Annotated in this window: 28 protein-coding genes; 9 read left to right on the top strand and 19 right to left on the bottom strand. The window is 44.5% G+C overall.

What is annotated here, in order from left to right:
- Positions 1 to 32: 32 nt before the first annotated feature.
- Positions 33 to 1421 (top strand): hypothetical protein, encoded by a 1389-nt coding sequence (locus BMW79_RS05130; RefSeq protein ID WP_089891422.1) that lies wholly within the window; start codon positions 33 to 35, stop codon positions 1419 to 1421.
- A 71-nt stretch (positions 1422 to 1492) separates the two neighbouring features.
- Here the strand turns inward: BMW79_RS05130 and BMW79_RS05125 are convergent, their stop codons facing one another.
- The 3 genes from BMW79_RS05125 to lysS all read right to left on the bottom strand — a co-directional run bounded on the left by BMW79_RS05125 (position 1493) and on the right by lysS (position 4798).
- Positions 1493 to 2248 carry a DUF4197 domain-containing protein gene (locus tag BMW79_RS05125; RefSeq protein ID WP_089896783.1) on the bottom strand — a complete coding sequence of 252 codons (756 nt, stop codon included), beginning with the start codon at positions 2246 to 2248 and terminating at the stop codon, positions 1493 to 1495.
- A 39-nt stretch (positions 2249 to 2287) separates the two neighbouring features.
- Positions 2288 to 3121, bottom strand: a complete 834-nt coding sequence (locus BMW79_RS05120; protein WP_089891420.1) for a universal stress protein — start codon at positions 3119 to 3121, stop codon at positions 2288 to 2290.
- Between the two features lie 162 nt (positions 3122 to 3283).
- On the bottom strand, positions 3284 to 4798 hold the full coding sequence (gene lysS, locus BMW79_RS05115; RefSeq protein WP_089891417.1) for a lysine--tRNA ligase: 1515 nt from the start codon (positions 4796 to 4798) through the stop codon (positions 3284 to 3286).
- A gap of 285 nt (positions 4799 to 5083) precedes the next feature.
- On the opposite strand from lysS, the gene BMW79_RS05110 reads away from it, so the two are divergent.
- On the top strand, positions 5084 to 7237 hold the full coding sequence (locus BMW79_RS05110; RefSeq protein ID WP_245752382.1) for a S9 family peptidase: 2154 nt from the start codon (positions 5084 to 5086) through the stop codon (positions 7235 to 7237).
- A gap of 685 nt (positions 7238 to 7922) precedes the next feature.
- Here BMW79_RS05110 and BMW79_RS05100 read toward each other — a convergent pair.
- From BMW79_RS05100 to BMW79_RS05085, 4 genes are all read right to left on the bottom strand, one after another.
- On the bottom strand, positions 7923 to 8261 hold the full coding sequence (locus BMW79_RS05100) for a tRNA-binding protein (protein ID WP_089891412.1): 339 nt from the start codon (positions 8259 to 8261) through the stop codon (positions 7923 to 7925).
- Positions 8262 to 8475: 214 nt separating this feature from the next.
- On the bottom strand, positions 8476 to 8952 hold the full coding sequence (gene lptC, locus BMW79_RS05095) for an LPS export ABC transporter periplasmic protein LptC (protein ID WP_177192044.1): 477 nt from the start codon (positions 8950 to 8952) through the stop codon (positions 8476 to 8478).
- 200 nt (positions 8953 to 9152) lie between these two features.
- Positions 9153 to 10448: a hypothetical protein gene (locus BMW79_RS05090; protein ID WP_089891408.1), complete on the bottom strand. Its 1296-nt coding sequence runs from the start codon at positions 10446 to 10448 to the stop codon at positions 9153 to 9155.
- A gap of 171 nt (positions 10449 to 10619) precedes the next feature.
- Positions 10620 to 11255: an LON peptidase substrate-binding domain-containing protein gene (locus tag BMW79_RS05085; RefSeq protein ID WP_089891405.1), complete on the bottom strand. Its 636-nt coding sequence runs from the start codon at positions 11253 to 11255 to the stop codon at positions 10620 to 10622.
- A 159-nt stretch (positions 11256 to 11414) separates the two neighbouring features.
- Between BMW79_RS05085 and BMW79_RS05080 the strand changes: the two genes are divergently transcribed.
- The 4 genes from BMW79_RS05080 (at position 11415) to BMW79_RS05065 (ending at position 14566) form a co-directional block, all read left to right on the top strand.
- Positions 11415 to 12461 (top strand): glycosyltransferase family 4 protein, encoded by a 1047-nt coding sequence (locus BMW79_RS05080; RefSeq protein WP_089891403.1) that lies wholly within the window; start codon positions 11415 to 11417, stop codon positions 12459 to 12461.
- A gap of 49 nt (positions 12462 to 12510) precedes the next feature.
- Positions 12511 to 13413, top strand: a complete 903-nt coding sequence (gene meaB / locus BMW79_RS05075) for a methylmalonyl Co-A mutase-associated GTPase MeaB (RefSeq protein WP_089891400.1) — start codon at positions 12511 to 12513, stop codon at positions 13411 to 13413.
- Positions 13414 to 13419: 6 nt separating this feature from the next.
- The gene (locus tag BMW79_RS05070) at positions 13420 to 14085 is read left to right on the top strand and encodes a DNA alkylation repair protein (RefSeq protein WP_089891397.1); all 666 of its coding nucleotides are present in this window, start codon (positions 13420 to 13422) and stop codon (positions 14083 to 14085) included.
- Positions 14086 to 14239: 154 nt separating this feature from the next.
- On the top strand, positions 14240 to 14566 hold the full coding sequence (locus BMW79_RS05065) for a DMT family transporter (RefSeq protein ID WP_089891394.1): 327 nt from the start codon (positions 14240 to 14242) through the stop codon (positions 14564 to 14566).
- A gap of 27 nt (positions 14567 to 14593) precedes the next feature.
- Here BMW79_RS05065 and BMW79_RS05060 read toward each other — a convergent pair whose 3' ends face one another.
- A complete protein-coding gene (locus tag BMW79_RS05060; protein ID WP_089891391.1) occupies positions 14594 to 15847 on the bottom strand; it encodes a chloride channel protein in 1254 nt (417 codons plus the stop codon).
- Between the two features lie 183 nt (positions 15848 to 16030).
- Between BMW79_RS05060 and BMW79_RS05055 the strand changes: the two genes are divergently transcribed.
- From BMW79_RS05055 to BMW79_RS05045, 3 genes are read left to right on the top strand one after another with little or no spacing between them, the layout of a single operon-like run.
- A complete protein-coding gene (locus BMW79_RS05055) occupies positions 16031 to 16603 on the top strand; it encodes a protoglobin domain-containing protein (protein ID WP_089891388.1) in 573 nt (190 codons plus the stop codon).
- A gap of 34 nt (positions 16604 to 16637) precedes the next feature.
- A complete protein-coding gene (locus BMW79_RS05050; protein WP_218150280.1) occupies positions 16638 to 16979 on the top strand; it encodes a DUF2024 family protein in 342 nt (113 codons plus the stop codon).
- 22 nt (positions 16980 to 17001) lie between these two features.
- Positions 17002 to 17610, top strand: a complete 609-nt coding sequence (locus BMW79_RS05045; RefSeq protein ID WP_089891385.1) for a MarR family winged helix-turn-helix transcriptional regulator — start codon at positions 17002 to 17004, stop codon at positions 17608 to 17610.
- 6 nt (positions 17611 to 17616) lie between these two features.
- Here the strand turns inward: BMW79_RS05045 and BMW79_RS05040 are convergent, their stop codons facing one another.
- From BMW79_RS05040 to BMW79_RS04990, 11 genes are all read right to left on the bottom strand, one after another.
- Positions 17617 to 18090, bottom strand: a complete 474-nt coding sequence (locus BMW79_RS05040; protein ID WP_089891383.1) for a GNAT family N-acetyltransferase — start codon at positions 18088 to 18090, stop codon at positions 17617 to 17619.
- 21 nt (positions 18091 to 18111) lie between these two features.
- Positions 18112 to 18327 carry a hypothetical protein gene (locus tag BMW79_RS05035; RefSeq protein WP_089891380.1) on the bottom strand — a complete coding sequence of 72 codons (216 nt, stop codon included), beginning with the start codon at positions 18325 to 18327 and terminating at the stop codon, positions 18112 to 18114.
- A gap of 61 nt (positions 18328 to 18388) precedes the next feature.
- On the bottom strand, positions 18389 to 18961 hold the full coding sequence (locus tag BMW79_RS05030) for a DUF420 domain-containing protein (protein WP_089891377.1): 573 nt from the start codon (positions 18959 to 18961) through the stop codon (positions 18389 to 18391).
- 76 nt (positions 18962 to 19037) lie between these two features.
- On the bottom strand, positions 19038 to 19730 hold the full coding sequence (locus BMW79_RS05025) for an SCO family protein (RefSeq protein ID WP_177192043.1): 693 nt from the start codon (positions 19728 to 19730) through the stop codon (positions 19038 to 19040).
- A 54-nt stretch (positions 19731 to 19784) separates the two neighbouring features.
- A complete protein-coding gene (locus BMW79_RS05020; RefSeq protein WP_089891371.1) occupies positions 19785 to 20186 on the bottom strand; it encodes a cytochrome C oxidase subunit IV family protein in 402 nt (133 codons plus the stop codon).
- 79 nt (positions 20187 to 20265) lie between these two features.
- On the bottom strand, positions 20266 to 20940 hold the full coding sequence (locus tag BMW79_RS05015) for a cytochrome c oxidase subunit 3 (protein ID WP_089891368.1): 675 nt from the start codon (positions 20938 to 20940) through the stop codon (positions 20266 to 20268).
- A 27-nt stretch (positions 20941 to 20967) separates the two neighbouring features.
- Entirely contained in the window at positions 20968 to 21534 is a 567-nt protein-coding gene (locus BMW79_RS05010) for a cytochrome c oxidase subunit 3 (RefSeq protein ID WP_089891365.1), read from the bottom strand.
- Positions 21535 to 21552: 18 nt separating this feature from the next.
- Positions 21553 to 22452, bottom strand: a complete 900-nt coding sequence (cyoE, locus tag BMW79_RS05005; RefSeq protein WP_089891364.1) for a heme o synthase — start codon at positions 22450 to 22452, stop codon at positions 21553 to 21555.
- Positions 22453 to 22578: 126 nt separating this feature from the next.
- Positions 22579 to 24390 carry a cytochrome c oxidase subunit I gene (locus BMW79_RS05000; RefSeq protein ID WP_089891362.1) on the bottom strand — a complete coding sequence of 604 codons (1812 nt, stop codon included), beginning with the start codon at positions 24388 to 24390 and terminating at the stop codon, positions 22579 to 22581.
- 111 nt (positions 24391 to 24501) lie between these two features.
- On the bottom strand, positions 24502 to 25545 hold the full coding sequence (locus BMW79_RS04995) for a cytochrome c oxidase subunit II (protein ID WP_089891360.1): 1044 nt from the start codon (positions 25543 to 25545) through the stop codon (positions 24502 to 24504).
- Positions 25546 to 25608: 63 nt separating this feature from the next.
- Positions 25609 to 26814, bottom strand: coding sequence for a quinol:cytochrome C oxidoreductase (locus BMW79_RS04990; RefSeq protein WP_089891357.1), 1206 nt, complete (start codon positions 26812 to 26814; stop codon positions 25609 to 25611).
- Position 26815: the final 1 nt, after the last annotated feature.

Raw genomic sequence — 26815 nt, 5'->3', positions numbered from 1 at the left:
GTAGCGGGACATTAAAATAACGCTGCTTTGTTATGAAGAAAAATATACTTACCGTTTTATTCTTATCTGCTTTCACTACCGCCACCGCACAAAACCCTGTCACTGTTGCTGTGGGTGGCGGTATCAGCACAACTTCCTCCGGCTTAAAAACCAACGCCTTCCTCGGTGATGGTTATCATATACAAACCCAGGTATTTGTTCCTTTCTTACGCAAGGGATGGGATGGTTCCATAAAAGGTAGTGGTAAATTTGCCCTTGGTGTGATAGCCGGAGGTGAATATGCCACCGCTAAAAGCTTAACTCCTGATGAAAACGATTTAAAATCATCTTACCGGTTATACAATGATGCGCTGAACATTACCACACAGCAGCAGGGTACAAGCCATAGCTACAGTGGTTTTGCCGGTTTACAGGCAGATATTACCCTTGGTGGCGTTACTATCTCTCCTGCTATGAGCGGCGGTTACTTTTCCCTGTCTCAAAAAGGGTTTACACAAAACAGTATGGTGGCCAGCAATGGTACTACTGAAAGCGTAACATTAAGGAATCTGTCTTCCAGCAACAGCAATGGCTTTATCACCATTCCTCAGTTAAAGATCAGTTATGCACTAAGTCCGCATTTCAGTGTTTATGCAGCCGGCGCCATTCACCTGGGACCTGTTATCACCACTACACAAAACTATTTAAAGCCAGCAGGCGGTTTCAATGAAAAAAGCACATATGAATCCATGCAGCTCACAACCGGAAAAATGGTGGAAAAGGGGAGTGAAAGCCGGTACCAGCAAGCGAATGTGAGCATAGGCGCCAGCTGGAGTTTTGGCAGCAGCAGGCGTTTGAAAGGTAAAGTGACCAAACCGGGAGATAATGGACTAAAAAATACTGTGGACGAACCAGCGGGGAAAAGTATCAGTGAGAAAGGTGTGTCCAGCACCAAGTCCAGAAGAAATGAGATCAGTATAGCAGAGAATCCGGGCGGAGAGCCAGCGGGCAAAAGCATCAGCACAAAAGGAGTGTCCAGTACCAAATCAAAAAGAAATGAAAACAATATGGTAGCGGGAACTCCTATTGGCGGTATTGTGGTGAAAGGCGGCAAAAATCCGGGTGGTAACATGATAACAGCTATCACCAATGATAAAGGCCAGTTGGAATTAAACAACCTCGAAGCAGGTGATTATGTATTCACTATTACCGCACCTGAGCAACCAGCCGGCAAAAGCATTAGCGAGAAAGGGGTATCCAGCACTAAATCACGACGGAATGAGAGCAATATGGCGGCAGGTAGTCCTATTGGTGGTATTGTGGTGAAAGGAGGCAAAAATCCCGGTGGCAATATGTTGTTAATTAATACGGACGACAAAGGAACATTCTCTTTTACCGCATCGGAAGCAGGAAATTATTTATTTACGGTATTACGGCCTTAAAGCAGAGAGGGGATAAAACAAAGCAGCCGGCTCGTTATGAGCCGGCTGTTATTTATTTTAAAGCGATACTGCTATTTCGCGCCGAATACCTTCTTTAACAAGTCGGTAGTCCTGGCGGCCGGATTAGCGCGGATGGCTAGTTCTTCTTTTGCGATCTGATCAAATAAAGCGTTTACGGCCATGGTGGTTACGTAGTCCTGCAGATCAGGATTCACTTTATTGAAAGTAGTAGGCAGTTTGTTGTAGTTGTTTACGATATCAGTATAGTAACGGGTGGCGCTGGTACTATCCAACGTTTTCCTGATTACAGGCAGGAAAGCGGTTTTCAGGGAATCCGTGGTTTTACTTTTAAAGTAGTCGGTAGCGGAGGTATTGCCTCCTTTTACCAGGTTCACGGCGTCGGTAAGGGTCATTTGTTTAATGGCGCCTACGAAGATAGGAGCGGCATATCCCACTGCTTTCTCCGCTGAGCGGTTAATCTGCAGGATGGCTTTATCCACCTGGCTGCCCAGGCCGATAGCGCGTAAAGTGTTGCCGATCTTCACAGCATCTTCCGGTAATAATAATTTATACACATCGCTTCCGAAGAAACCATCTGTTTTATTGAGTTTGGCAATCCCTGCTGCCACTCCTTTGGATAAGGCTTCTTTAATTGCAGATCCTGCGTCTCCTTCTGTTAATCCGGCGAGAGAAGTGCCGCTACTGTTACTGGTGCTGCTTTTGTTGGTGGCGGTTTCCAGCTGTTTACCCAGTTTCTTCAGGAGTTGGGCCTGAGTTGCCTGCAGGCTGAAAAAGCCCAGCAGTACCAATAATGAACGTTTAAGCATAGTGTTATTATAAATATTAATATCTTTCAAAAGTATAAATTATTCGTGTAAAGTCAACAGGGGTATCTGTGTTTGATAAGCCAACTTTGATGTGCGGCTGCGTTTGAATATACTTTCAAACAACCCGTGTTTCTTTGGAATAGTTAGAATAAGATCCGCCTTATTTTCCTCTGCAAATTCGACAATTCCTCCCACTACATTAGGATTATCTATGAAATGATATTCCGGATGAAAATCTTCCAGGAGCGTATCAAGCATCAATGTTTCAAAAGGTGTATCGGTACTGAAATGCCTGCTTTCATGATCAATATTGATGACATGCAATTCTGCATTAAAAATATGCAGCAGTTTTTTCAGGGGTTCTATGGGTGTTGTTTCGGCGACTTTACGGAGATCAGCTGCGAAAACAATTTTTTCTATCGGTTTATACCTGGCAGATCCGGGGATCACCAGTACGGGGTAGCTGGTATTTTTCACCACGTCGATGGTATTGGAACCTACCAGTACTTCTTCGAGTTTACTGCCTCCTGTGATGCCCATCACGATAAGGTCGACCTCTTCATTTTTGCAAACCTCTTCAATAGTGGCTGCCAGCAGGGTGTTGTCTGCACGGGTAAGCAGGGAAGTACCTTCCTGCGCGAGTGCGCTCAGTTCTTTCTTCATTTTCTCCAATCCTTCCAGGCTGGCGGCTCTCAGATCATCCGGATTTACCATTGGAATCATGGTGGGAACATCCGGAATGGGTACAATCAGCTCATATGCGTGGTACAAAACAATGCGGGTGGCGCCCAGGCTATTTCCAAGGGAAATGGCATATGTGGCAGCATTGTAAGCGGTATCAGAAAAATCAGTGGGTACTAATATTGTTTTCATATGGGCTAATTTTTAGATACTAATAAGCACTACTTAAAGTTAACGATGTGCGACGGTATATGAACGCTTCATGAAAATTTAATGCCACTTTTTGCGCCTTATAAAAACAGGAAAGCGGATCATAATGTGATCCGCTTTCCTGTTTTTATGCTGTTATTATTACTATTTCTGTTGTTCCGGCTTCATTTGCGGGAAGAAAAGTACATCCTGGATAGATGGCTGATTCGTCATCAGCATGGTTAAGCGATCTATTCCGATACCGATACCGGAGGTAGGTGGCATACCATATTCCAGGGCACGCAGGAAATCGTAGTCGATATACATCGCTTCATCATCTCCGCGTTCCATCAGTTTCACCTGTTCTTCAAAGCGTTCGCGCTGATCGATCGGATCGTTCAGTTCACTGTAGGCGTTGGCGATTTCCTTACCATTTACCATCAACTCAAAACGCTCTACCAGACCGGCTTTGCTACGATGTTTCTTGGTGAGTGGGCTCATTTCTACCGGATAATCGGTAATGAAAGTAGGCTGGATGTAGTTGCCTTCGCATTTTTCACCGAATATTTCGTCGATCAGTTTAGCCTTACCGAACTTAGCGTCTACGTGGATGCCCAGTTGTTTGCAGACATCGCGGAGCTGTGCTTCGTCCATAGCGGCGATATCGAAACCGGTATGTTCCTGGATAGCTTCGTACATGGATACACGGCGGAATGGTGCTTTGAAATCAATGCTTTTATCACCAACCTGAACTACGGTGGTACCGTGCAGGGTGAGGGCGATTTTCTCCAGCAGGGATTCTGTGGTGCGCATCATCCATTCGTAATCTTTATATGCCGCATACATTTCCATTACGGTAAATTCCGGGTTATGTGTACGGTCCATTCCTTCGTTACGGAAATCTTTTGCGAACTCGTATACACCTTCAAAACCACCTACGATGAGGCGTTTGAGGTATAACTCGTTGGCTATACGCAGGTAGAGCGGCATATCCAGCGCATTGTGGTGCGTGATAAACGGACGCGCGGTAGCGCCGCCGGGAATTGGCTGCAGGATCGGTGTTTCTACTTCCAGGTAACCCAGGTTGTTGTAGAAATCACGGATAGTTTGCATGATCCGGGTACGTTTGATAAAAACCTCTTTTACCTCAGGATTGATCACCAGGTCAACGTAGCGCTGACGGTATTTGAATTCCGGATCGGTTACTTCATCGAATACTTCGCCTTCCTTGGCTTTTACTACCGGAAGAGGGCGGAGTGATTTGGACAAGATGGTAATTTCTCTGGCGTGAACGGAGGTTTCACCGGTTTTAGTGATGAAAGCGTATCCTTTAATGCCTATAAAGTCGCTGATATCCAGCAATTTCTTGAAAACAACGTCGTAGAGTGACTTATCTTCCCCGGGGCAGATATCGTCCCGGCGGATGTATACCTGTATACGGCCTACGCTGTCCTGGATCACTGCAAAGGCAGCTTTTCCCATATCACGTACGCTCATAACCCGTCCGGCCAGACATACTTCCTGGAATTGTTCCTTCGTTTCTTCCGAATAGTTTGTTTTTATATTTACGGAAGTATCATTAACCGGGTATTCAGCTGCAGGGTAGGGGTCTATACCTAAGTTATGCAGTTCCTGTAATTTTTCCCGGCGTATAATCTCTTGCTCAGATAATTGTGTCATGTAGTAATTTATTGCACTAATGGAGTGCAAAAATAGTAAAAAGGGCTGTAAGACTACAGCCCTCTTATTTTTTGACCATATCCTATGAAAACCATATTAAAGATAACCGCTTCCACTGCTATTTTCAGCCCCATTTAACCGGCGCGGGGAATTCCTTCATAAGTGGTGGTATTTACTTCATTCCCGGTTTTTGCCGGGCGTCCGTTTATGTAAATTGTGATGGCTATTTTTGAGTTATGCTTATTTTCGCCCGCTAAGTACAACAAAAACTCACCTGATATACTCATGATGAAAAGCGAACAATGGTGTAAGCCAACCACAATCTGCACCGTGGCCTTGCTGTTACTGACCGCTCCCGGTTTGCAGGCCCAGCAAAAGCAGGACATTACCTATGAACAGGCTTTTAAAGGCAAGTCTACCAATATCACCAAACCGCTTCCAGCGATCAGGGAATGGTCGGACGGAGAGCATTATCTCGAAATGCGCCCAGATCCTGCCAATGGCCGTATGCAGGCATGGTCGGTAGATGCCCGTTCCGGAAAAGCCACTATTTATACAGCGCCGGTAGATGGCCCCAGTGTAGAAGTGCGCGAAAAAGATGTGTTTTATAAGGCGGCAGATGGCAGCAGCATCCGCTTAACCAACGATGCGGCCGAAGAAAAAAACCCTACGCTTTCTCCCGATGGGAAATATGTGGCCTTCACCCGCAACAATGACCTTTACAGCGTGGAAATAGCCACCAAAAAGGAAACCCGTTATACCACCGACGGTTCCGATGTAGTATATAATGGTTGGGCATCCTGGGTATATTATGAAGAAATTCTGGGCCGCCCTACACATTACCGTGCGTTCTGGTGGAGCCCCAACAGCCGGCAGATCGCCTATATGCACTTTAACGACAGCAAAGTGCCGGTTTTCCCCATTTACAGCGAAAAGGGCCAGCATGGCTACCTGGAAAACACACGTTACCCAAAAGCTGGTGATCCTAATCCAACCGTAAAAGTGGGCGTAGTGCCTGTTAACGGTGGCGCCACCGTATGGGCCGACTTCAACGAAAATGACGACCAGTACTTCGGCACACCCTTCTGGACTGACGACAGCCAGCAACTCTGGATGCAGTGGATGAACCGTGGCCAGGATAACCTGAAGATCTACAGCATCAATCCCAAAAGCGGTGCTAAAAAGGAAGTGTATGATGAAAAGCAAAAAACCTGGATTGACTGGTTTGACGCCGTTCCTTTCGTACAAAACAACAAAGGCTTCCTGCTGCAAAGCGATAAAACAGGCTGGTCGCACCTTTACCTGTATAATATGGACGGCTCCCTGAAAAAGCAGCTGACCTCCGGCAACTGGACTGTAAAAGAAGTATTACAAATAGATGATAAGAATCAACTCGTATACTTCCTTGCCAGAAAAGAAGCATCGACCCGTTTTGACCTGTATAAAGTGAGCATGAAAACCGGTGTGATGACACGGTTAACCAATGGCGACTATAACAACGTGATCAAGCTGGCGCCGGGAGGTAAGTATTTCATTACCACTTACTCCAACCTGCAAACGCCTTCAAAAATGGCCTTGCTCGATAACAATGGTAAGCTGATACGGGAACTGGGTGACAGCAAAGGAGCCAACTTTGCGGATTTCAATCTCGCTAAAACTGAATTAAAAACCTACAAAACCCGCGATGGCTTGGAATTACCGATGACGATCACCATGCCGGTGCATTTGCAGCCAGGTAAAAAATACCCTATCCTCATCAGCATCTATGGTGGGCCGAATGCAGGTACCGTATACGATACCTGGAAGTTTGGCAATGTACAGCAGTGGTGGGCGCAGGAAGGTGTGATCCAGGTGGCCATCGACAACCGCAGCAGCGGTCAGTTGGGCAAAATGGGGATGAACTATATTCACCGCCAGATGGGTAAACATGAAATTGAAGATTATATGGATGCGGCTATCTGGCTTCGGTCCCAGCCATGGACAGACACCAACAAGGTATGTATGACAGGAGGCAGCTTTGGCGGATATATGACCTGTATGGCGCTTACCTACGGTGCGGATGTATTTAACTTCGGTATGGCCAATTATGCGGTTACTGACTGGCAGTTATATGATAGCCACTATACCGAGCGCTACATGGATAGCCCTGCGGAGAATCCTGAAGGCTATAAAGCAACATCTGTAATGACCTATGCAGATAAATATAAAGGGTTGATCCGTATTGTACACGGTACAATGGACGATAACGTGCACATGCAGAATTGTATTCAACTGATCGATAAACTGGAAAATCTGAACAAGCATTTTGAGTTTATGCTGTATCCTGGCGAACGTCATGGATGGGGTGGCTTAAAAAGCGTGCATTCATCCGGTGAGTCTTATCGTTTTATCTATAATCATCTGTTGGATAAATCTTATCCGGAGCAGTTTATCAGGTAAATTTACCCAGGATATAAACCATTACGGCCTGACACACAGATATACGCTGTTTGTTGGGCCGTACTGCTGTTAGTGTGTTTCTGAAAATAAAAAGGAAGGGAAAGAAGAGAAAGTGGGAGGTCTTAAAAAAGAAACAGGGCTGCAAGACTACAGCCCCGAAAAATTTTAACCATATCTTTATTGAAAAACCTATACCAAAGGTGGCCGAATTTTATCAGACTGCGATCTCCATTCTAGTGAACGATATATTTTATCCGGTAAACGTATCAAAAGAGAGGGTGAACGTATAGGAGCAAAAAACGCTTCATGATAACCAGACATGTGTCGATTCCCCTATAATATATTGATTTTCAGATTACTTGCATGTTTAGGAAGGTATTTTCCTGATTTTCGCCAATCCGGGTGGTAAAAGCAAAAAAAAAGGGTGGTAAGAATACCGCCCTTGTAATAATTTTAACCATATCCTATGAAAAACCTAGAACAAAGATATATCGCCGAATTTAGTTCCATGCTTCATTTCCGTGAACGATGTATTATTGTTCGTAAACTGATGATAATCGATAATATCTTATTATATTATTTTAATAATAATATTATTAAAAAATAGAATTAGAATTAATAAATATTCATTATCAGCTGGTTAATAGATAGGAGTAAAGTTTAGCGGTTTATTTATTCATTTTAATTATGCTATGCGTTGTCCGTTGCTCACTTTCATGTCCGGGTGAATGAGTGTTATTTCCTTTTTATCGCCAACAGCACCTAAAACGAGGCATTCCGACATAAAGTTGGCAATTTGCTTTGGCGGGAAGTTCACCACGGCGATCACCTGTTTTCCGATCAGGTCTTCTTTCTGATAAAGGTGGGTAATCTGCGCGGAGGATTTCCTTATACCGATTTCCGGTCCAAAATCTATGACCAGCTGATAAGAGGGATTACGGGCTTTGGGAAAATCGTTGGCTTCCAGGATGGTGCCTACTCTCATTTCTACTTTTTCAAAATCGGGCCAGCTAATAGTTTCCATGATTACACTTTTGTTTGGCCGAATATAGGCATCTCCAACTTTTTCAGCAACCCCGAAAGGGGATCTTTAAATGTTATAAATGGTCGGGGAATAGGGGAGTCTGGCATAATTATTGACTTTCTATCGCAAATTTTAGGTTAAAAAATAGGTTAAAGCGAAAGAACCCCACCTGCAGAGGTGGGGTTCTTTCGTATATGTAATAACGTTAGCCGGATCAATTCAGGGTAGTAGTGCTATCCTGTACGGTGATGGGGCCGCTTACTTTTAATATTTTCTTTTCGCTGAAATCCTGATTCGCTTCCAGCCCCCATCCATGGAGAGAGTCGGTGGGCGTTTTGATAAATACTTCCTTTGTAGAATAGAATAGTTTTCGTTTTGGATCCCAGTTTAGTTCTTTGGTATCCAGTCGTTCGCCTTTTTTGTTGATGACCACTACGCTATCTGACAGGAACACATCTCCATCATCTTCCAGGAACTTTCCCTTTTTGGCGGTCAGGGTACTTTCCAGGCCGAGGGTATCATTATACATCAGGAGTTTCAGACCATTGTTAAAGGCTACGTAGGTAGGTTTGTCCAGGCCACGTTCCATGGTAGGTCCTGTTAGCTTTGCATTTACCTTTCCTCCCTGACTGAAGATGATTACAATATCCTGCCCGTTTTCGGTGGCGGCTTTTTTAGAATCCAGTTCCATAACAGCCTGAATATCATTTTCACAGCTACTAACGGCAATGGCTATAATAAAAAATAAGATGGTTCTTTTAATCATTTGAATGGATAATGTTTCAAAGATAGGAATTCGCTATAAGCTTTCCCTAAAACGAAGCGGAGATATAAGCGTAGTCAGTGTTTAAACTTAGCTTATATCTCCGCTCCTTTATACGTGCAAAATTTTTATTCGTACTTACGTTTGATGAACCATTTGTCGCTCAGCGTAAAGCCCAATGATATGCGGTACACATTTTCCTTCAGTACCGTTTCATTGTTTCCTCTGTGTGCTACTTCAAAAGCCACATTTACCATGCTATACTGATTAGAGTAAGGCAAACGGCGTACTGGCAATCCTGCACCTACTGTAAAGCCAATGGTAGGCATCGTTACGCCTGCCAGTTGCAGGTAATCCTTTCCATAATAACCACCAAGGCGATAAGCCACCCGGTTCCAGTAACCGCTCAATGCCATGGCATTGGGTACAAACTGGCCTCCGATGGATAGTTTCCAGGAATTTTGAAGAGAATCCTTGTTACCGAAGTTTTTATAGTTCTCCCACATGCTGGAATTATAATCGATACCAATCACCCACTTATCCAATTTGCGGAGCATAATACCACCACCAAATTCTTCCGGATATACCACCGTGCCTCTGTCCCCCTTTGCATACTTCACAGTATCCTGGGTAACGTAGTTATTGGAAGAGGCGTCGTATTGAAGGGTTTCGTTCAGCACTTCCTGACGGGCGTGCATATTCTGCTTCAAGCTTCCGGACGCACCGAAAGTGAGGTCCAGATCCGATTTCAGCTTAGCCCGGTATTGTACACCCACTTTATAGAAGAAACTATTGTAAGAAGTACGGAACAGGCGATGGGATGCGTAAGTTGTTGGGTCCGGGAAAGTAAGACGGGTGTGGTTTTCTATGTTACCAAACAGGTAACCCAGATTTGCACCAATGCTGAAATTACCAAAACGGACACCAGTACCGGCATACAGCTGATAAAGACCACCGCTGCCTTCATATTTGCTGGTCAGTGGAATTCTTGAAGTATCGAAAAATGTACCTGTGGAAGATTCCTGAATGTTATAGCTCACCCGTGTTACCGGACGTAAACCCAGGTTCAGCCCCCATTTATTGGCAATAATAGGAATACCCAGCTGCAGGTAGGAGAGGGTACCAAATCCGGAACTGAACTTTGCACCCTGGTCTGTAATAGAGCGGGCGCCACCTTCTACACCCACATCAAAAGTGGTGAGTACGAGGCTGGAATAGCTGGCCGGATTAATAAAGTTTACTGACTGTGGATCACTATAAGCCTGAGAAACGCCTCCCATACCACGGTTCACCGTGTTCTGGTTGTTATGCAGATCTCCTAATCCGTAGCGGGAATATGGTGAGTTGTCCTGTGCGATAGCCTTATTTGCCAGCAGAAAAAAACTTCCTACCAGGCAAAGAATACTGACTTTTGTCCAATGCATTGAGTATCAGAATTGAGTTTAAGCCCTTATTCCAGTGAAAATATGGGTCTGCAAATATCTACTTTTTAAGGCGGGAAGCAAAAAAAACAAAAATACCACCTGTTAAATGCACGTTAAAGTTCCGGTATTACCGGACTGAAAAGCATACCAGGTAAGCATCTTCCAAAAAAATTATAAATTATCAGCAGATAAGTTCCGGAAGTGCCCGTTGAGCTGTACACGCTCTTTCAGCTTTTCCATTTCCGCCATCATGGGGATTACCTTATGCAGGTGGCGTTTCAGGTATTCCAGGCGCTGCGTTTCATAGAAAAGATGGAGGAGTTCATATTCTTCGTCGAGCGACAGGCCCGAGTGATGCGCCAGATCGTAAGAACAGAGCTGGCTGTCTTCCTTTTTGAATGACTTATGGATCTGAAGGATGGCGTGTAGTTCCCTTACACCATGCAATACCTCCTGAAGCAGGCGGCCGTTGCCGGCGTCGTTGTTTTCCGGATAATTTACTATTGCTCCGGCATAAAGCTTCTCCGGGATGTCAGGAACATGTTCCAATACCCTAAAAATGCTGTCTCCCACAGTGATAATGTCCATTTCTCCATTATCATACATTTTTTCTACCTTTTTTATTTGCACCAGTGTTCCATATTCCATAATTTTTTTATTTATTACAACTGGAATACCAAACGGCTTTTGCTCCGCCAGGCTGGCGACGATTAATTGCTTATACCGGGGTTCGAAAACATGAAGGTTTAATTGTTCTCCCGGGTACACAACAATTCCTAGCGGAAATATGGAAATAAAATTAGTCATCTGTAATATTTAATCCCGTGGGACTGACGACCAATATACGCCAGGATGATATAAAGACCGAAAGATAATTATCTCTTTTTCGTAAAAAGTTGTAATATCTTCGCTTAAGCATTTAGTTATATATAAATATATACCTGACAATTATTCAAACCGATTAACATGCCAAGATTTGTGATAGACTGTGAGAGAATGAAATATCCGAATAACGGTCTATATACTTATTGCAGCGAACTTGGCCAGACTTTACTGAAGCTGATCACTCCCCCCGAGGAGTTGTACTTCTATTTGCCATCCTATCAGGAAACTGTTTTCTCTGATCAGGCTCACTATAAACAAAAGTTATGGCATAAACTATGGATGCCCTACTCGAAGGACATTCAATTATGGCATACTACCTACCAGCTATCCGATTATGCACCTGAATCACCGGATATTAAGCGGGTATTGACTATACATGATCTGAATTTTTTATATAAGCCGAATTACAAACATCGTATAGCCGGCCAACTGGCCAAAGTGCAACGGATGGTGGATAAAGCAGATCATCTTATCACTATTTCAAATTATGTAAAACAAGATGTGTTACAGCATCTTAATATTGGAAATACGCCCATAAGTGTCATTTATAACGGTTGTGATGTAAAGTCATTCCCGGGATTTAATGATCCGTTATATCGGCCTTCCAAACCATTTCTTTTTACCATCGGTACTATCTTACCCAAGAAAAATTTTCATGTGATCCCGCGCCTGCTGGAAGGCAACGATTATGAATTGATCATTGCCGGCAATGCAAATACTTCCTACCAAAAGCAGATCCTGAAAGAAGCCGCCCTTTACGGGGTACAGCACCGGGTTAAAATCATAGGCCCCATTGATGAAAAAAGCAAATACTGGTATTTCAGCAATTGTACTGCCTTTATATTCCCCTCTATAGCAGAAGGCTTCGGCATCCCGGTTATTGAGGCCATGCATTATGGCAAGCCTGTCTTTTTATCCAACAAAACCAGTTTACCGGAGATAGGTGGCGACCTCGCCTACTATTTTGAAAACTTTGAACCGGCGTATATGCGGGATGTTTTCAACAAAGGCATGGCGCATTACGAAGCCACCCAACCCATGGAGGCGCTTAAAAAGCACGCAGATAGTTTCAGGTGGGAGGAAATAGGAGAACAATACCTTGATATTTATCGTTCCCTGATCGCATAAACAGGTATAACCGCTTATTTTTGTTCTTTTAAATTCTGTAAACAGTAAAATGTACCAGCAGTATATACCCGATCTCTTAAACGGACATATAAAATCACTGGCCCGATGCATTTCCCTGGTGGAAAATGAAGCGCAGGGCTATGAGGAGCTGCTGGAACAGGTACCGGTAAACGATCATACCAAAGTAGTAGGTATTACCGGCCCGCCGGGGGCAGGCAAAAGTACGCTTGTTAATGCACTCATCACCCGGTTACTGGAACAGGATAAAAGCGTGGCCATCATTGCGGTGGACCCGTCTTCCCCATTTAATTTCGGCGCCTTGCTGGGCGACCGGATCCGTATGAGTCAGCATTTCAATCATCCAAAGGTATTCATCCGCTCTATGGCGAGCAGAGGCGCGCTTGGCGGCCTGAGTCCGAAAATCATAGAAGTCAGCGATCTCATCAAGGCTGCTGGATTCGACTACCTGTTTATTGAAACGGTGGGAGTAGGACAAAGTGAAGTAGAAATAGCCGGCGTGGCAGATACAACTGTTGTGGTAGTAGTTCCGGAAGCCGGAGACGAAATTCAGACCATGAAAGCAGGCCTGATGGAGATTGCAGACATCTTTATTGTAAACAAGGCAGACAGAGACAATGCGGATGCCTTTGTCAAAAATCTGCGGTTGCTGGCACATAGCAAACATTATGGCGACTGGGAAATTCCGGTGATCAAATCAATAGCTACCCAACAGTCAGGGATACACGAAATTATCAGCGCTATTGAAAAGCACCATGCTATTGTTTCCCATCAACAACAAAAACATATTTTACTCCTCGCGGAAAAAGCATGGCAGCTGATTCAGCACCGCCGGATGAAAAATATTTCCAAACAAATCCTTCAACAGGAGATACAGGAGCAGCTTCAACAAAAAACGTTTAATCTTTACCGTTATATCGGCACCAAAAGTTAATCATACATGCGCTATCTTCCTTTTATCACGGATGCTTACGTGATGGTGGGCAATCCCAGCAACGCGGCAGCGATGAAAGCCTATATGCGCGATCAGTTTGAATTTCTTGGTATTAAATCTCCGGAACGCCGGGCAATCACTAAAGGATTAAAAGCGGAATACGGATTACCTGCCATTGTGGAAATGCCTGCGTTGATAAAAGCGCTTTGGAAAAAGCCTGAGCGGGAATATCAATACGCTGCCATAGATATCATGCAGTTGTTGCATAAAGAATGGCGGGCGGAAGATATCACCCTCTTCGAATTTATGATCCTGCATAAATCGTGGTGGGATACTGTAGATTCCATCGTGTCCTGCCTGGTAGGGCCCTGGTTTAAAAAATTCCCGGAGCACCGGCTTTCCATCACCAACCGGTGGATCAACAGCGACAACATGTGGTTACAACGCGTCGCTATCATACATCAGAACAGTTATAAAAAACATACGGATGAGCAACTGTTATTCCGCTATATAAAACAGTGTGCGCAATCCAAAGAGTTTTTTATCCAGAAGGCCATTGGGTGGGCTTTACGGGAGTATTCCAAAACCAACCCCAACAGCGTTCGCAGGTTTGTGGAAACAAACACGCTGGCAGCTCTCAGTACCAGGGAAGCACTTCGCCGGATCGATTAATTTTTTTTTGTTACCTTTGCCGCATGCGTTTTACTTCATTCGGCATATCTCTCACTTACGCAGTGTTTAATTACGGTCTCTGATCCTCAGAGAACGGGCTTTTCATACCCATTCATTTCTAATATATTTTTTTTACTTTCTAAATTCAGTAATTATGCCTTGGTTATTCCTTGTCATTGGTGGACTGTTTGAAATAGGCTTTACTATTTCATTAAAGTATTCCGAGAACTTTACCAGACTGTGGCCTTCCGTGAGTTTCGGTATCTGTATCTGTTTGAGCTTTTTCTTTTTGAACAAGGCGATCAACGGCGGTCTTCCTATAGGCACTTCATATGCGGTATGGACCGGCATTGGCGCAGCAGGTACTGCTATTGCAGGTATGATCTTCTTTAAAGAACCCGCAGCGATGTTGCGGATCTTTTTCCTGATGCTGTTAATCGGATCTATTGTAGGACTGAAGTTTGTATCGGGTCATGAATAAATAAAAATAACCAGCAGCGCAAAGCGACTATATGCTTTGCGCTGTTCTGCGTTTTATAACAGCAATACTGTAAGCTATTATACAGGCTATGATTGCGGGTAGTACAGCATTGGTCTGATGCGTCAGTTCCAGCATCAGTACTATGGTAGTAAACAATGCCCGTGATGTACCTGCCACCATAGCGCTCATGCCTACCAGCACAATAATGCCCGTATTCATTACTACAGCAGGGAAGAGTAACTGAATAATTACACCTATCAATAATCCGGCGGCCCCGCCGGTAATGAGCAAAGGAAGGATCCCGCTTCCTGTTTTGTTGGCGCCCGAAAAGAAAAGCCAGGCGATCCATTTCAATAAAGCCAGCGAAAAAAGAATAGATAGTGTAACGTGTGCCAGCAACAGATCACGTAGATCGCCATTACCTGTACCTAAAATCCTGGGAGATATGTAACCGATGATTCCCACCGGTAATGCAGCCAATAGCAAGTACCAGTTACTACGCATCGTTAGCTTTCCGAACCATTTTCCTGTTAACAGGTATAACCAGCTGCCGAGACGCGCCCATGCTCCCACGATCAGTGCGATAGCAGCATAAACGATGATGGCATTTGTATTCATGGCAGGCAGATCTGTAAACTCCAGGAACGGACGTCCCTCTCTGAAAAGGTAACTGGCCAATCCTGCTGTGGCAGCAGCTGTTATCAATGGTAATACATTGGCCACCGTATAGGTGGTCAGCATGATCTCCAGTCCAAGGATTACTGCTGCTATTGGTGCGCCAAAGAAGCTGCCGAGCGCGCTGCACATACCGGCTATAAAAAGGATGCTGCATTCCGCGTTGTTGAAGCGGAGTAATTTACCACTGAGGTTTCCGAGGCCGCCATTAAACAACATACCTGCGCTTTCTGAACCGAGAGGATTGCCTGCGCCGATGGCAACAGATAACCCAATAGCACGCAGCAACGGAGAGGTGTACCTCTTCAGCAAGATGAGCAATGCAGCGCCTGCCACAGGTATAAATATCATTGGTGGTCCCAGCTCCGTGTTTCCGGGTCCATCTGCAGCGTTTAATTCCCCATAATAGAGCAGTGAGGAAAACGTATGAACAAGATAAGCTATTAACCAGGCTGTGGCTGCTCCGATAGCTGCTATCAACATGGCAACTACAGAAAGATATAATGCACGGGAAATGCCCGTTGGTACTGCTTCTTCGGTTTCAGGTGGAAGTGCCGGCGTCAGCGGCCATCCGTTTTTGTTAATGTTATACAATCTATTCCTCATGAGGGGGATGTTATCAGCAAGAATATCAAAGCTATATAGTTCAAGGTAGAATCACAAATAATATTTTAATAATATATTTATTATCTAACGTTTAAGAGTATACGTCATTATATTATTTTTTTAGTTAGGCAACCTTATTATATTTGTAATAACCAATCCGTGACGGAAACCAAAATAAAATATATGAATGACGCTATGCATCATGGCACAGCAGGAGCTGATAACCCCCATTCTTCACTTGATGCACAAACATTGGTCAGACTAAAGAGAATGTTATTATTCACCAATGAAGACGAGCAATACCTGATAATGGCGGGAAACATTCTGGCGGCACATACGGAGGATATACTGGATACCTGGTATCATGCTATCTTAAAAAACAACTATCTCGCGCATTATTTTACGCGGGATGGTGCACCGGATATGGAATATCTTCAATCGCTCCGCCCGCAGTTCCGCAAGTGGATACGTGCGTTGTGTACCCGTCAGGAGGGCCAATCATGGTGGCAGTTTGAGAAGCGGATAGCTGCACAGGTGCGGCCTGAAGCAGACAATGATATGGAGCCTCTGCCATTGGTATATTTACGTTATTTGTCATCTTTCATATACCCGATAACGGAAGCAGGCAGACCCTATTTAAACACACATGGTCATCCCTCAACGGATGTGGAGCGTATGCAACAGGCCTGGTTCAAGGCAGTTAGTTTCAGTGTATTGTTGTGGGTATACCCTTCGCCTCAACATCCTCTATTTTAGTATAACCATTCACGTTAGCATCAAAAGTATTCTGATGGAAGTTGCTGTTTTCGACACTTATGTAAAGAAAAGAGATGGAGGATATCTGCATTTTGATATCATCGTCACAAAAGAAACCCCATTTGAGGAAGTATTGGTATATGGTAATACCTGGCTTCAAACGAAAAAAGGGGAGGGGTTGATTGTTTCCCAAAAGGATTGCCGCTTTTGCCATCTCACTGAAATAATACCGCGCTGGGAGGCGCAGATCCGTCAAAAAGGTATTATATACACGAGCTGGAAGGTTGTCACTAGAAATATCCGGATTTACCAAGGAATGTCACTAATATGCTATTTCACACCATATATTAATATTGTACCTTGCCTCACTAACTAACTATTAAGGACAGCAAGAAAATATGGGGAAAGTTTCCACATTCAGCCCTGCACAGCAGGCAGAAAACACACCTAGTAAAGTAGTGGCCTCCCTGGAGCGATTATCAGAAGCCTTCCGCGTATTATTATGGCAGGAAGCCACCCAGTATGGACTCAGTCCCATACAGATTCAGGTACTTACCTTTTTACTGCATTACCCGGAGGAAAAACGTACTGTAACCACGTTGGCATCGTATTTCAACATGACCAAAGCCACGATCAGTGACGCAGTGAAATCTTTAGAACAGAAGAACTATCTGACACGCAAAGCAAGTCCCACAGACACTCGCAGCCATACCCTGCACCTGGTAAAGGAAGGAAGGGCTGTTGCAAAAAAAGTAGAACGTTTTGCGGATCCGTTACAGGAAACTGTAGCGCAATTATCTGCCAAAGATCAGTCTGGCTTACTGGAGCAGCTGATGCAGCTGATTTACCAACTGAATCAGCAAGAGGTGATTTCAACCCAGCCCATGTGTTTTAATTGTCAGTCTTACACTGAGAAAAAAGGACACTACTGCAATAAGTTGAAAATTTCCCTGAATAATGGTGGATTACGGGTTGATTGTCCGGTTTTTGAGCTTCGGGAAGAATAGTCGTTATTACTGAATACGGGGCAACTGGCAGGTCATTTCGTTATCTCCTGCCACAAATCCGAACTGTTCATATAATAACCGGCCATCTTTGCTGGTATGTAAGCTTACCTTACCGGTATTACGCGCTTTTGCTTCTTCCAGGATCTTTTCCAGGAGCGCTTTTGCAATCCCTTTCCGACGGAATTCGGGAAGCGTAAATACATTCAGGATATAGGCAACTTTGCCTTCGAGGTTGTGGTACAGTGGCGGTTGATTGTAAAAAACAATGCCTGCACTGGCCACTACCTTGCCTTCTATTTCAGCAAACCAGTTTACGTAATTATTTTTGGAGAGATGTTCTGTTAAGTAGACCCTGAGATGATCGGTCAACACTGTATCCTTGGAGTTATCAGACTTAGGGTATATTTCTTTCAGAAACTGCAGCCGCAAATGCACTAACTGCGGGATATCCTTGATATCCGCCTTTCTGTAGGTAATCATAGTTATTTTGGGTTATTCTGATCAGGCTTCGCTATTACTTCTCCACCACCTGAAAGCCAGGAAGCCAATGATAGCCAGTGGTGTTAAAGCCAACATCAGGATCCCGTTATTCAGACCTTTTGCCGGACCTTCGCCCAACTGCTGGGCTGTTTTTGTACACAGGGAACACTGTGCCATCACAGACCCACTCATTAACATCAAAAACGCTGACAGCAAAAACAAACCTGCCTTCTTCATAATATTACTATTTGATCCAACAAAATTAGGCTATCTGCCTTAAAAAATCTCCTTAATTCCATCAATGGTAATAGGGAGAGATCATGATGTACACAATCACACCGGTCACTGCCACATAAAACCAGATAGGCCAGGTAATACGGGCAATTTTACGATGGCGTGGAATATCGTTCTGAAATCCGCGCAGCAACGTGAAGAGCACCAGTGGCACAATCACAGCAGCCAGGACAATATGTGTCAGCAACAGGAAGTAGTAGAGATAGCGGATGCCACCTAATACCGCTTTTTCACCGGCATCTACGATGCCGTTGTGGTCCAGGTCACCGAAACGGGTTTCAGTAGCCAGTGCGTGGTAAGTTACATAAGACAGCAGGAATATAGCAGAGAGCCCCACCGCAATAAGATTGGTGGTTTTATGTGCTTTTACCTGGCCATTCTTGATAAAGTACAAGCTGGCGAGTAATAGCACAGCAGTGCTGGTATTGAGAATAGCATGGAACAGGGGCAGGATCCGGATATCAAATCCCGGATGTGTTTCCGGCTTCGGCAACACGAACAATAACGCTACCAGCGCAGGTATAGCTATCGATACGATGGTAATAGGCGTATTGAGATTTCTGTTCTTAAGTTCCATATCCACTAAAATGTAAAAGGTGAATAAAGAAAGGCGAACAACCTTTCCTTATTCACCTTTCCTTTATAATAATTTATTACTTTTCTCCGGAGAACAGTTTTTTGAGGAAAGCTCCAAAACCGGGTCTGTGTCTATCTTTTGCCAGATGCAATATGGCGATATCGCCAGCACATCTTTTCACATCATTAGAATCCAGACCGTTATAGTATCCCCTGATATTCCTGTTTTTATCGATCAGTACCAGCTTTTCGGTGTGTATAAAGTCGTCCGGACCACCATCTCCTTTTACTACAGAAACATAGAACTGGTTCCTGGCGAGGTCATAGATTTCTTTTTTACTACCGGTGAGCAGCCACCAGTTATCCGGATTGATCTGGTAATCATATGCGTATTTACGCAATTTGTCTACTGTATCTCTTTCCGGATCTACTGAAAAGGAGAGGATCTGTAGTAAAGAATCGTTCTTTACGTAGGCGCTCTGTACCTTTTTCAGGTTTTTTGTTAAAGTAGGACAGATACTTGGGCAGGAGGTGAAAAAGAAATCAATCAGTAATACTTTTCCTTCCATGTCTTTCAAGCTTACCTGTTCACCGAGTTGGTTGGTGAGATTGAAATCCCTGATCTTATGAAAAACGGTATCGTAGGTTACTTTACCATTTTCCGAGATCGTATCTACTCTTTCCGGGATGAAATAACCGGGTACAGGAACCACATTTTTTCCATAGTGATCTACGATGAGATAACCCAAAAGCGGCACCAGTATAGCCAATGAAACTCCTAATAAAGCCCTGCGAGAGATGATCCTGATATTTTAATGATAAAATTAATGATGTTTTTCCGCAGGAGCTATTTTCACAGCTTCTACCGGAGTACCTGGTTTCAGGTCTTTCCGCATGTTTTTCCATGAATCACCTTCATAAAGGAAAGCGATGATAAACCATACGAATAACAGTAACGGAATTAATATAGTCAGGATCAGGTTTTTGATTTCATGACCAAGGTGCATGAATTCAGCCACGATGTAGAAAGCTTTCAGTACAGTAAGACCAACGAAGATAGCGTTGAGTACTACTCTTGGAAGAAATCCGTATTCCAGATGTAAAAATGCCAGACCTACTTCAAACACTGTGATACACAACAGGATCCAGAATGTTCTCCAGATAGTTTTGGTAGAAGAATCAGCGTGTGCAGTTTCATGCCCCGCTGCAGTGTGTGTATGCTCCATTACTATTTAAATTAAATTAATTCGAAAATCAGATTCCAAATAAAAGTGACAAACCTTGTACGATGCTACCTGTTTAAGATCAAAGCAGGTAGAAGCAGGTGAATACGAATACCCAAACCAGATCTACAAAGTGCCAGTACAGACCTACTTTTTCCACCATTTCATAGTGACCTCTGTGCTCATAGGTACCTTTCAGTACGTTGGCGAGGATCACGATATTCAATATCACACCGGAAGTTACGTGTAAACCGTGGAAGCCGGTGATGGTAAAGAAGAAGTTGGTAAAGTTGGTAGAAGCCTGTGTGCCATCTACGTTAGCGAAAGGATTACGACCCCACCATGCACCTTCGTGGAACAGGTGTGTCCACTCCCAGGCCTGGCAGCTCAGGAACGCGATACCACCAACGATGGTCCACATCAGCCATTTAGCTACGGCTTTTTTATCTCTCATGTGACCGGCGTGTACAGCCAGTACCATGGTTACAGAACTCATGATGAGGATGAAGGTCATCAAGCTCACGAACATCAACGGCAAATTGGCATGGCCCATGCCGGGAAAGGACTTGAACACTTCATTCGGATCAGGCCAGGATGGGCTGGAAAACCGGATGGTACCATATGCTATCAACAATGCGCCGAATGTGAACGCATCTGACATCAGGAAGTACCACATCATCAACTTGCCATAGCTCACATTAAAGGGAGAATATCCTCCGGCCCACCATTTTTTCTTCGCTGTAACTGCTGTATCCATTGTTAGTTTTATAAAATTTTACAAAGTTTATCTGGCGATACTTAAAAAAATTAACAGGTAAATCCACAGTACATCCACGAAATGCCAGTATGTAGCGGCAACTTCAATGGGAACTGGACTATAGGTGCGTACACGGGTTCTGTAAGCCCTGCCAAACATAACGAGTAATGCAACTACACCACCCAGTACGTGCAGCATGTGCACTCCTACGATAACATAAATAAATGAAGCGGAAACGGGCCCGTTGAGGGGCAGTCCCGCAGATTTCAATTGTGAAAATCCGATCCACTGGCAGGCTGCAAACACTACACCCAATACTGCGGTAAGGGTGATCAGTTGCTTGTAACGCTGCATATTCCTTTCTTTAAACTGCTTTAAAGCCAGGTGAATGGTTAAGCTGCTGGTTAAAATTACGGCAGTGGATATCCAGAAAATATGCGGCAGTTCAAATGCCAGCCAATTTGCCTGGGATCTTTTAACAATGTAAGCGCTGGTAAACCCGATAAACATCATGGTGATGCTACCCATAGCAATCCATAGGGAATATTTATGCGGATGTATTTTCTTACGTTGTTCTAATGTCATAGTATCCATCTCTCCTCCGATTTCATTTTAAGCTTTGTCCAGTAGTTGTACCAGCTGAACAATTGTCAGATAAATATAAGATCCGAACATGAGCTTTCTCGCTGCAGGAACATCATTCTTTCTGTACAGGTTAACTGCCCTGTAAAGGAAGAAAATACCCGCCAGAATGGCCACTATTGCCGAAATGCTTCCAGTAATTTTCAGCAGGTAAGGTGCAACACCGGCAGGAATCAGCAACAGGGTGTACATAGCAGCCTGAATGGCCGTGTACTTGTTGGGTTCTCCGCTACCAGGCAGCATTTTAAAACCTGCTTTTGCATAATCTTTATACGCAATCCAGGCGATGGCCCAGAAATGCGGGAATTGCCACAGAAACTGGATTGCGAATAAAGACCAACCGCCTTCCGCCAGGTTATCGGCGCCAGCTGCCCAACCGATCAACGGAGGCATAGCGCCAGGAATTGCACCTACCAGTACGGCGAGGGAATTCCATTTTTTCCAGGGCGTGTATACAAAACCGTATAACACCAGGGAAACCAGGCTGAGTATAGCAGATAACCAGTTAAAGCAATATCCCATTACGAAGATACCTGCTATCCCGGTGATCACTGCCAGGGCAATCGCTTCGTTGTCGTGCATACGCCCTGAAGGCAATGGACGGACAGCGGTGCGGGCCATCAGTTTATCCGTATTCTTCTCCCAGATCTGATTAATGGTATTGGCTGATCCGGAAACCAGCAAACCACCAGCAAATAATAAAAGAACTTTTATTAAGTTAAACTCCACGCCAGGCACAAGCAGATAGCCTACTACAGATGAAAATACCACCATAAAGGTGAGATTAAACTTCATTAGCTGAGAATAATCCTTCACCTTGCTTGCTAGCGCATATGACGACGACAATTTTATGGAGTTTTCTTGCAACATTTTATTTCTAGCCACATTCCGGTTTTAAGTCCGGAACAAATTTACAAACATCACAGTGAACAACATCCCGGAAGAAAGATTTTTCATTGGAAAGGCATCTTTCTGCCGGAATGCTGGATTTATATTTTAGTGCGCTGATTCGTTAGGACCAATCGGCTCTGTTTGCGGGATGAAATCTCTTCCATCCTTGCTGTAATCGTAAGCCCAACGGTAAACTTCAGGAATTTCACCAGGCCAGTTACCGTGACCGGCATGAATTGGTGTAGTCCATTCCAGGGTAGTTGCGTTCCATGGGTTCTGATTGGTCATCTTTCTACCTTTGAAAATGCTGTAGAAGAAGTTGAACACAAACAGTAACTGTACGGCAAATACCAGGATTACCACGATGGTAATGAATTCGTTCAGACCACCGAACTGTTTGAAGGATGCCCAGCCGGATACATCATAGTATCTTCTTGGCATACCCGCCATACCTTCGTAGTGCATAGGCCAGAAGATCAGGTAAGCACCGATCATGGTTACCCAGAAGTGGATATAACCGATGGTGTTATTCATGAAGCGGCCGTACATTTTAGGGAACCAGTGGTAGATACCGGCAAACATACCGAAGAACGCAGATACCCCCATTACAATGTGGAAGTGGGCAATTACGAACATGGTATCATGCAGGTGAATATCGATAGAAGAGTTACCTAACCAGATACCTGTTAAACCACCGGAGATGAAAGTGCTCACGAAACCGATAGAGAACAGGGAAGCAGGCGTAAAGTTGATATTACCCTTCCAGATCGTAGTGATCCAGTTAAATACCTTGATGGCAGATGGAACCGCGATCAATAAGGTTAAGAGTACGAAGAATGCACCCAGGAACGGATTCAGACCTGTTACGAACATATGGTGCGCCCAAACCAGGAAGGCCAGGATACAGATAGCGAACAGGGAACCGATCATCGCCAGGTAACCGAAGATTGGTTTGCGGGAACTTACTGCCAATACTTCAGAAACCATACCCATCGCTGGGAGGATGATGATATATACCTCAGGGTGACCTAAGAACCAGAATAAATGTTGATAGAGAATAGCGCTACCACCTTCGTTTGCCAGTGCTTTACCTGCGATAAAGATATCGGAGAGGTAGAAGCTGGTACCAGCGTGACGATCCATGAGCAGCAGGATGAAACCTGACAGCAGTACAGGGAAAGACAGTACGCCTAATACAGCGGTAAAGAAGAAAGACCAGATGGTTAATGGCATTTTAGTCATAGCCATACCTTTGGTACGCATATTCAGCAGAGTAGAGATGTAGTTCAGACCACCCAGCAGCTGAGAAACAACAAACAGTGCCATACTGGTCAACCACAGATCCACACCAATTTTAGAACCGATGGAAGCATCTCCCAGTGCACTCAGTGGCGGGTACATCGTCCATCCACCGGAAGCAGGACCTGTTTGAACGAACAGGGATGCCATCATTACCAGGCTAGCCAGGAAGAAAAACCAGTAGCTCAGGCAGTTCATAAAAGGAGAGGCCATATCGCGTGCACCTACCTGCAAAGGAATCAGCAGGTTGGAGAAGGTACCGCTCAAGCCGGCTGTTAATACAAAGAATACAAGGATGGTACCGTGCATCGTTACGAGTGCATAGTAAGCTTCCGCGGAAATGCGGCCACCTTTAGCCCAATGACCCAGGATACTTTCCAGCCAGGGGAAAGTGGCATCAGGGAAACCAAGTTGCAAACGGAACAGTACAGAGAAGAAAGCACCAATGATAGCCCAAACGATACCAGTAATCAGGAATTGTTTGGCGATCATTTTGTGATCCATGCTGAACACATATTTCGAGATGAAACTGTCTTCATGGTGGTGCTCATGATCATGATGATCATGCGCTCCGTGCATTACCTCCTGTTGACTGTGCAATGTTGCTTCGTTACTCATAATCGGTTCGGTTTATTATAAACTAACGCCCGGGAAGTATCGTCGTTTGTCAGTTTGTCTTTATTGTTTTTAATTGTACTCCGTCAAAAATTCTTCTACCAAAATTACAGCTTACTTGATATTAGCAGCTACCGTTTTTTGTGTGCTATCTGCTTTGGCTTCGCCGGCAGGAGCTGCGGTGTCTGCATGTGTCAGGCTGTAAGTTGATTTCTGTCCTGCCACCCATTTGTCGTATTCTTCCTGAGTTTCCACAACAATCACGCCTCTCATAGAGTAGTGACCGCTACCACACATCTGGTCGCAGGAAATCTCGTAAGTGAAATCCGCGTTACCGGTTTTCTCTTTCATTTGTTTGGTAGTATACTTAGGTGTAAACCACAGGGTAGTAGGAATACCAGGTACCGCATCCATTTTCATACGGAAGTGAGGTAAGCCCACATCGTGGATTACATCGCGGGAGCCGATTACCAGTTTCACTGGTTTACCAACTACCAGGTGCATTTCGGTAGGCATAAAGTCGTCCTTGTTCAGCGGATCGTTCCAGTCCAGACCGAGTTCGTTACCTGCAGCAGGATCGATTTTAGTGAAATCGCGGCGGCCGAGGGCACCATCTTTTCCAGGATAACGGAAGATCCAGTTAAACTGTTTACCGGTGATTTCCACTACAGCAGCATCTTTCGGTGCTTCTGAAGTCAGCTGGAACCAATGTTTCAGACCAAATGCCACCAGAATGGTTAAGGCAATAGCCGGGATAACGGTCCAGATAACTTCCAGTTTATTATTATGCGGGAAGTAGAATGCTTTACGGCCTTCTTTTTCCTGGTATTTAAATGCAAACCAAAATAACGCGATCTGGGTAATAACGAATACCACACCAGTAATGGCCAGTGTTACGTAAATAAGGGTGTCTACGCCTTCGCCCTGTTCTGAAGCGGATTCGCCGAGGATCTTGCCTTTCAGCAAATCGTTACACCAGTACACTCCTATAAGCCCCAGCACCAGGAATGCAATCAGCATGAAACCATTAATACGGTTACTTTGCTCGCGCGCTTTCTTTTCTCCCTTCAATATGGACACATATTCGCTCGCCTTCGCAATCTGGAAGATGACTATGAATATGAGAACAACAACTAAGACTGCTAAAAATCCTGACATTGCTATATGAAATAATTAAGTTATCTAATGCTTTTCTATTGCCTAATCTCCTTTCTCACCCAATTAGGTGTGGTGAACGATACTTTCTTTCAGGTAAGGGTGATTTTTCGGAACCAGTGCAGCTTTAGTCAGTGCATTGGATACCAGGAAAATAATCAGTCCTACGAAACCAAGTCCGAGTCCGAATTCGTACCAAGGGAATACCAGGGTCTTAACGGTACCTGGATACACCATCTGCCAGAAATCCAGCCAGTGACCGAAGATGATCACGATAGCGATGAAAACGATAGCAGTATAGTTACGTTTGGTGTCCCTTTTCATCAGGAACAGTAACGGTGTAACAAAGTTGATCAGGAGGTTCAGGAAGAAAATTGGTCTCCACTGGCCCCAAACACGCGGCTGGAAGTATTCAGTTTCTTCCGGCATGTTGGCGTACCAGATCAGCATGTACTGGGAGAACCAGAGGTAAGTCCAGAAGATACTGAAAGCGAACATGAATTTACCCAGATCGTGCAGGTGTTCTTCTGTCACGTAGGTCAGGTAACCATGTTTCTTGAGATATACAACGAACAGTGCAATCAGGGACAGACCGGATACCCAGGTACTGGCGAAAGTGTACCAGCTGTACATGGTAGAGAACCAGTGTGCATCGATGCTCATTAACCAGATCCATGGAGTGGTAGAACCAACGCTCAGGGTAAATACTACCAGGAAGCCACCGCATACAACGGTATTTCTCCAGAGTAATTTACGGCCTGTTTCAGGGCGCAGATCCCATCCATCTTCTTCGATAGACATTTTACGGAGCTTCAGGGTAAAGAATATCCAGAGGCCCAGTGTCAGGATGGTAGCAACGGTAAAGAATCCTTTATTCAGGAAAGCGGATTTCCAGGTCAGGATTTTATCTTCTGCTACGTGGTGAGCGTTTACCCAGTGGTAGATATCTTCTTTACCACCGAAAACGAGGATCATCACCACTACAAATAAGATGGCGGCCAGAACAGGCACGGCCATTGAAATCGCTTCAGGTACACGGCGGAAAGCAATCTGCCAGCCACCATGTGCCAGGGTAGTAGCAGCTATAAAGAATGTGCTCGCCAATGTAATCAGCAAAAAGAAGCTGCTGTTTTGCAACAGACCGGCCCAAAACCGTGTCGCGTTCTCACCTTGAAACGCAATTAATCCGATCAATAACGTCAGCAAGCCCACGCCCATTAACACGAAGCTGGTCTTTTTTAATCTTGCCGGTACTACAAATTGGTCTTTCATT

Source organism: Chitinophaga arvensicola, from assembly GCF_900110835.1.
In the GTDB taxonomy this organism is placed as follows: domain Bacteria; phylum Bacteroidota; class Bacteroidia; order Chitinophagales; family Chitinophagaceae; genus Chitinophaga; species Chitinophaga arvensicola.
Note: the sequence above shows the minus strand (reverse complement) of the source record. Positions and strands in the feature narration are given on the sequence as shown.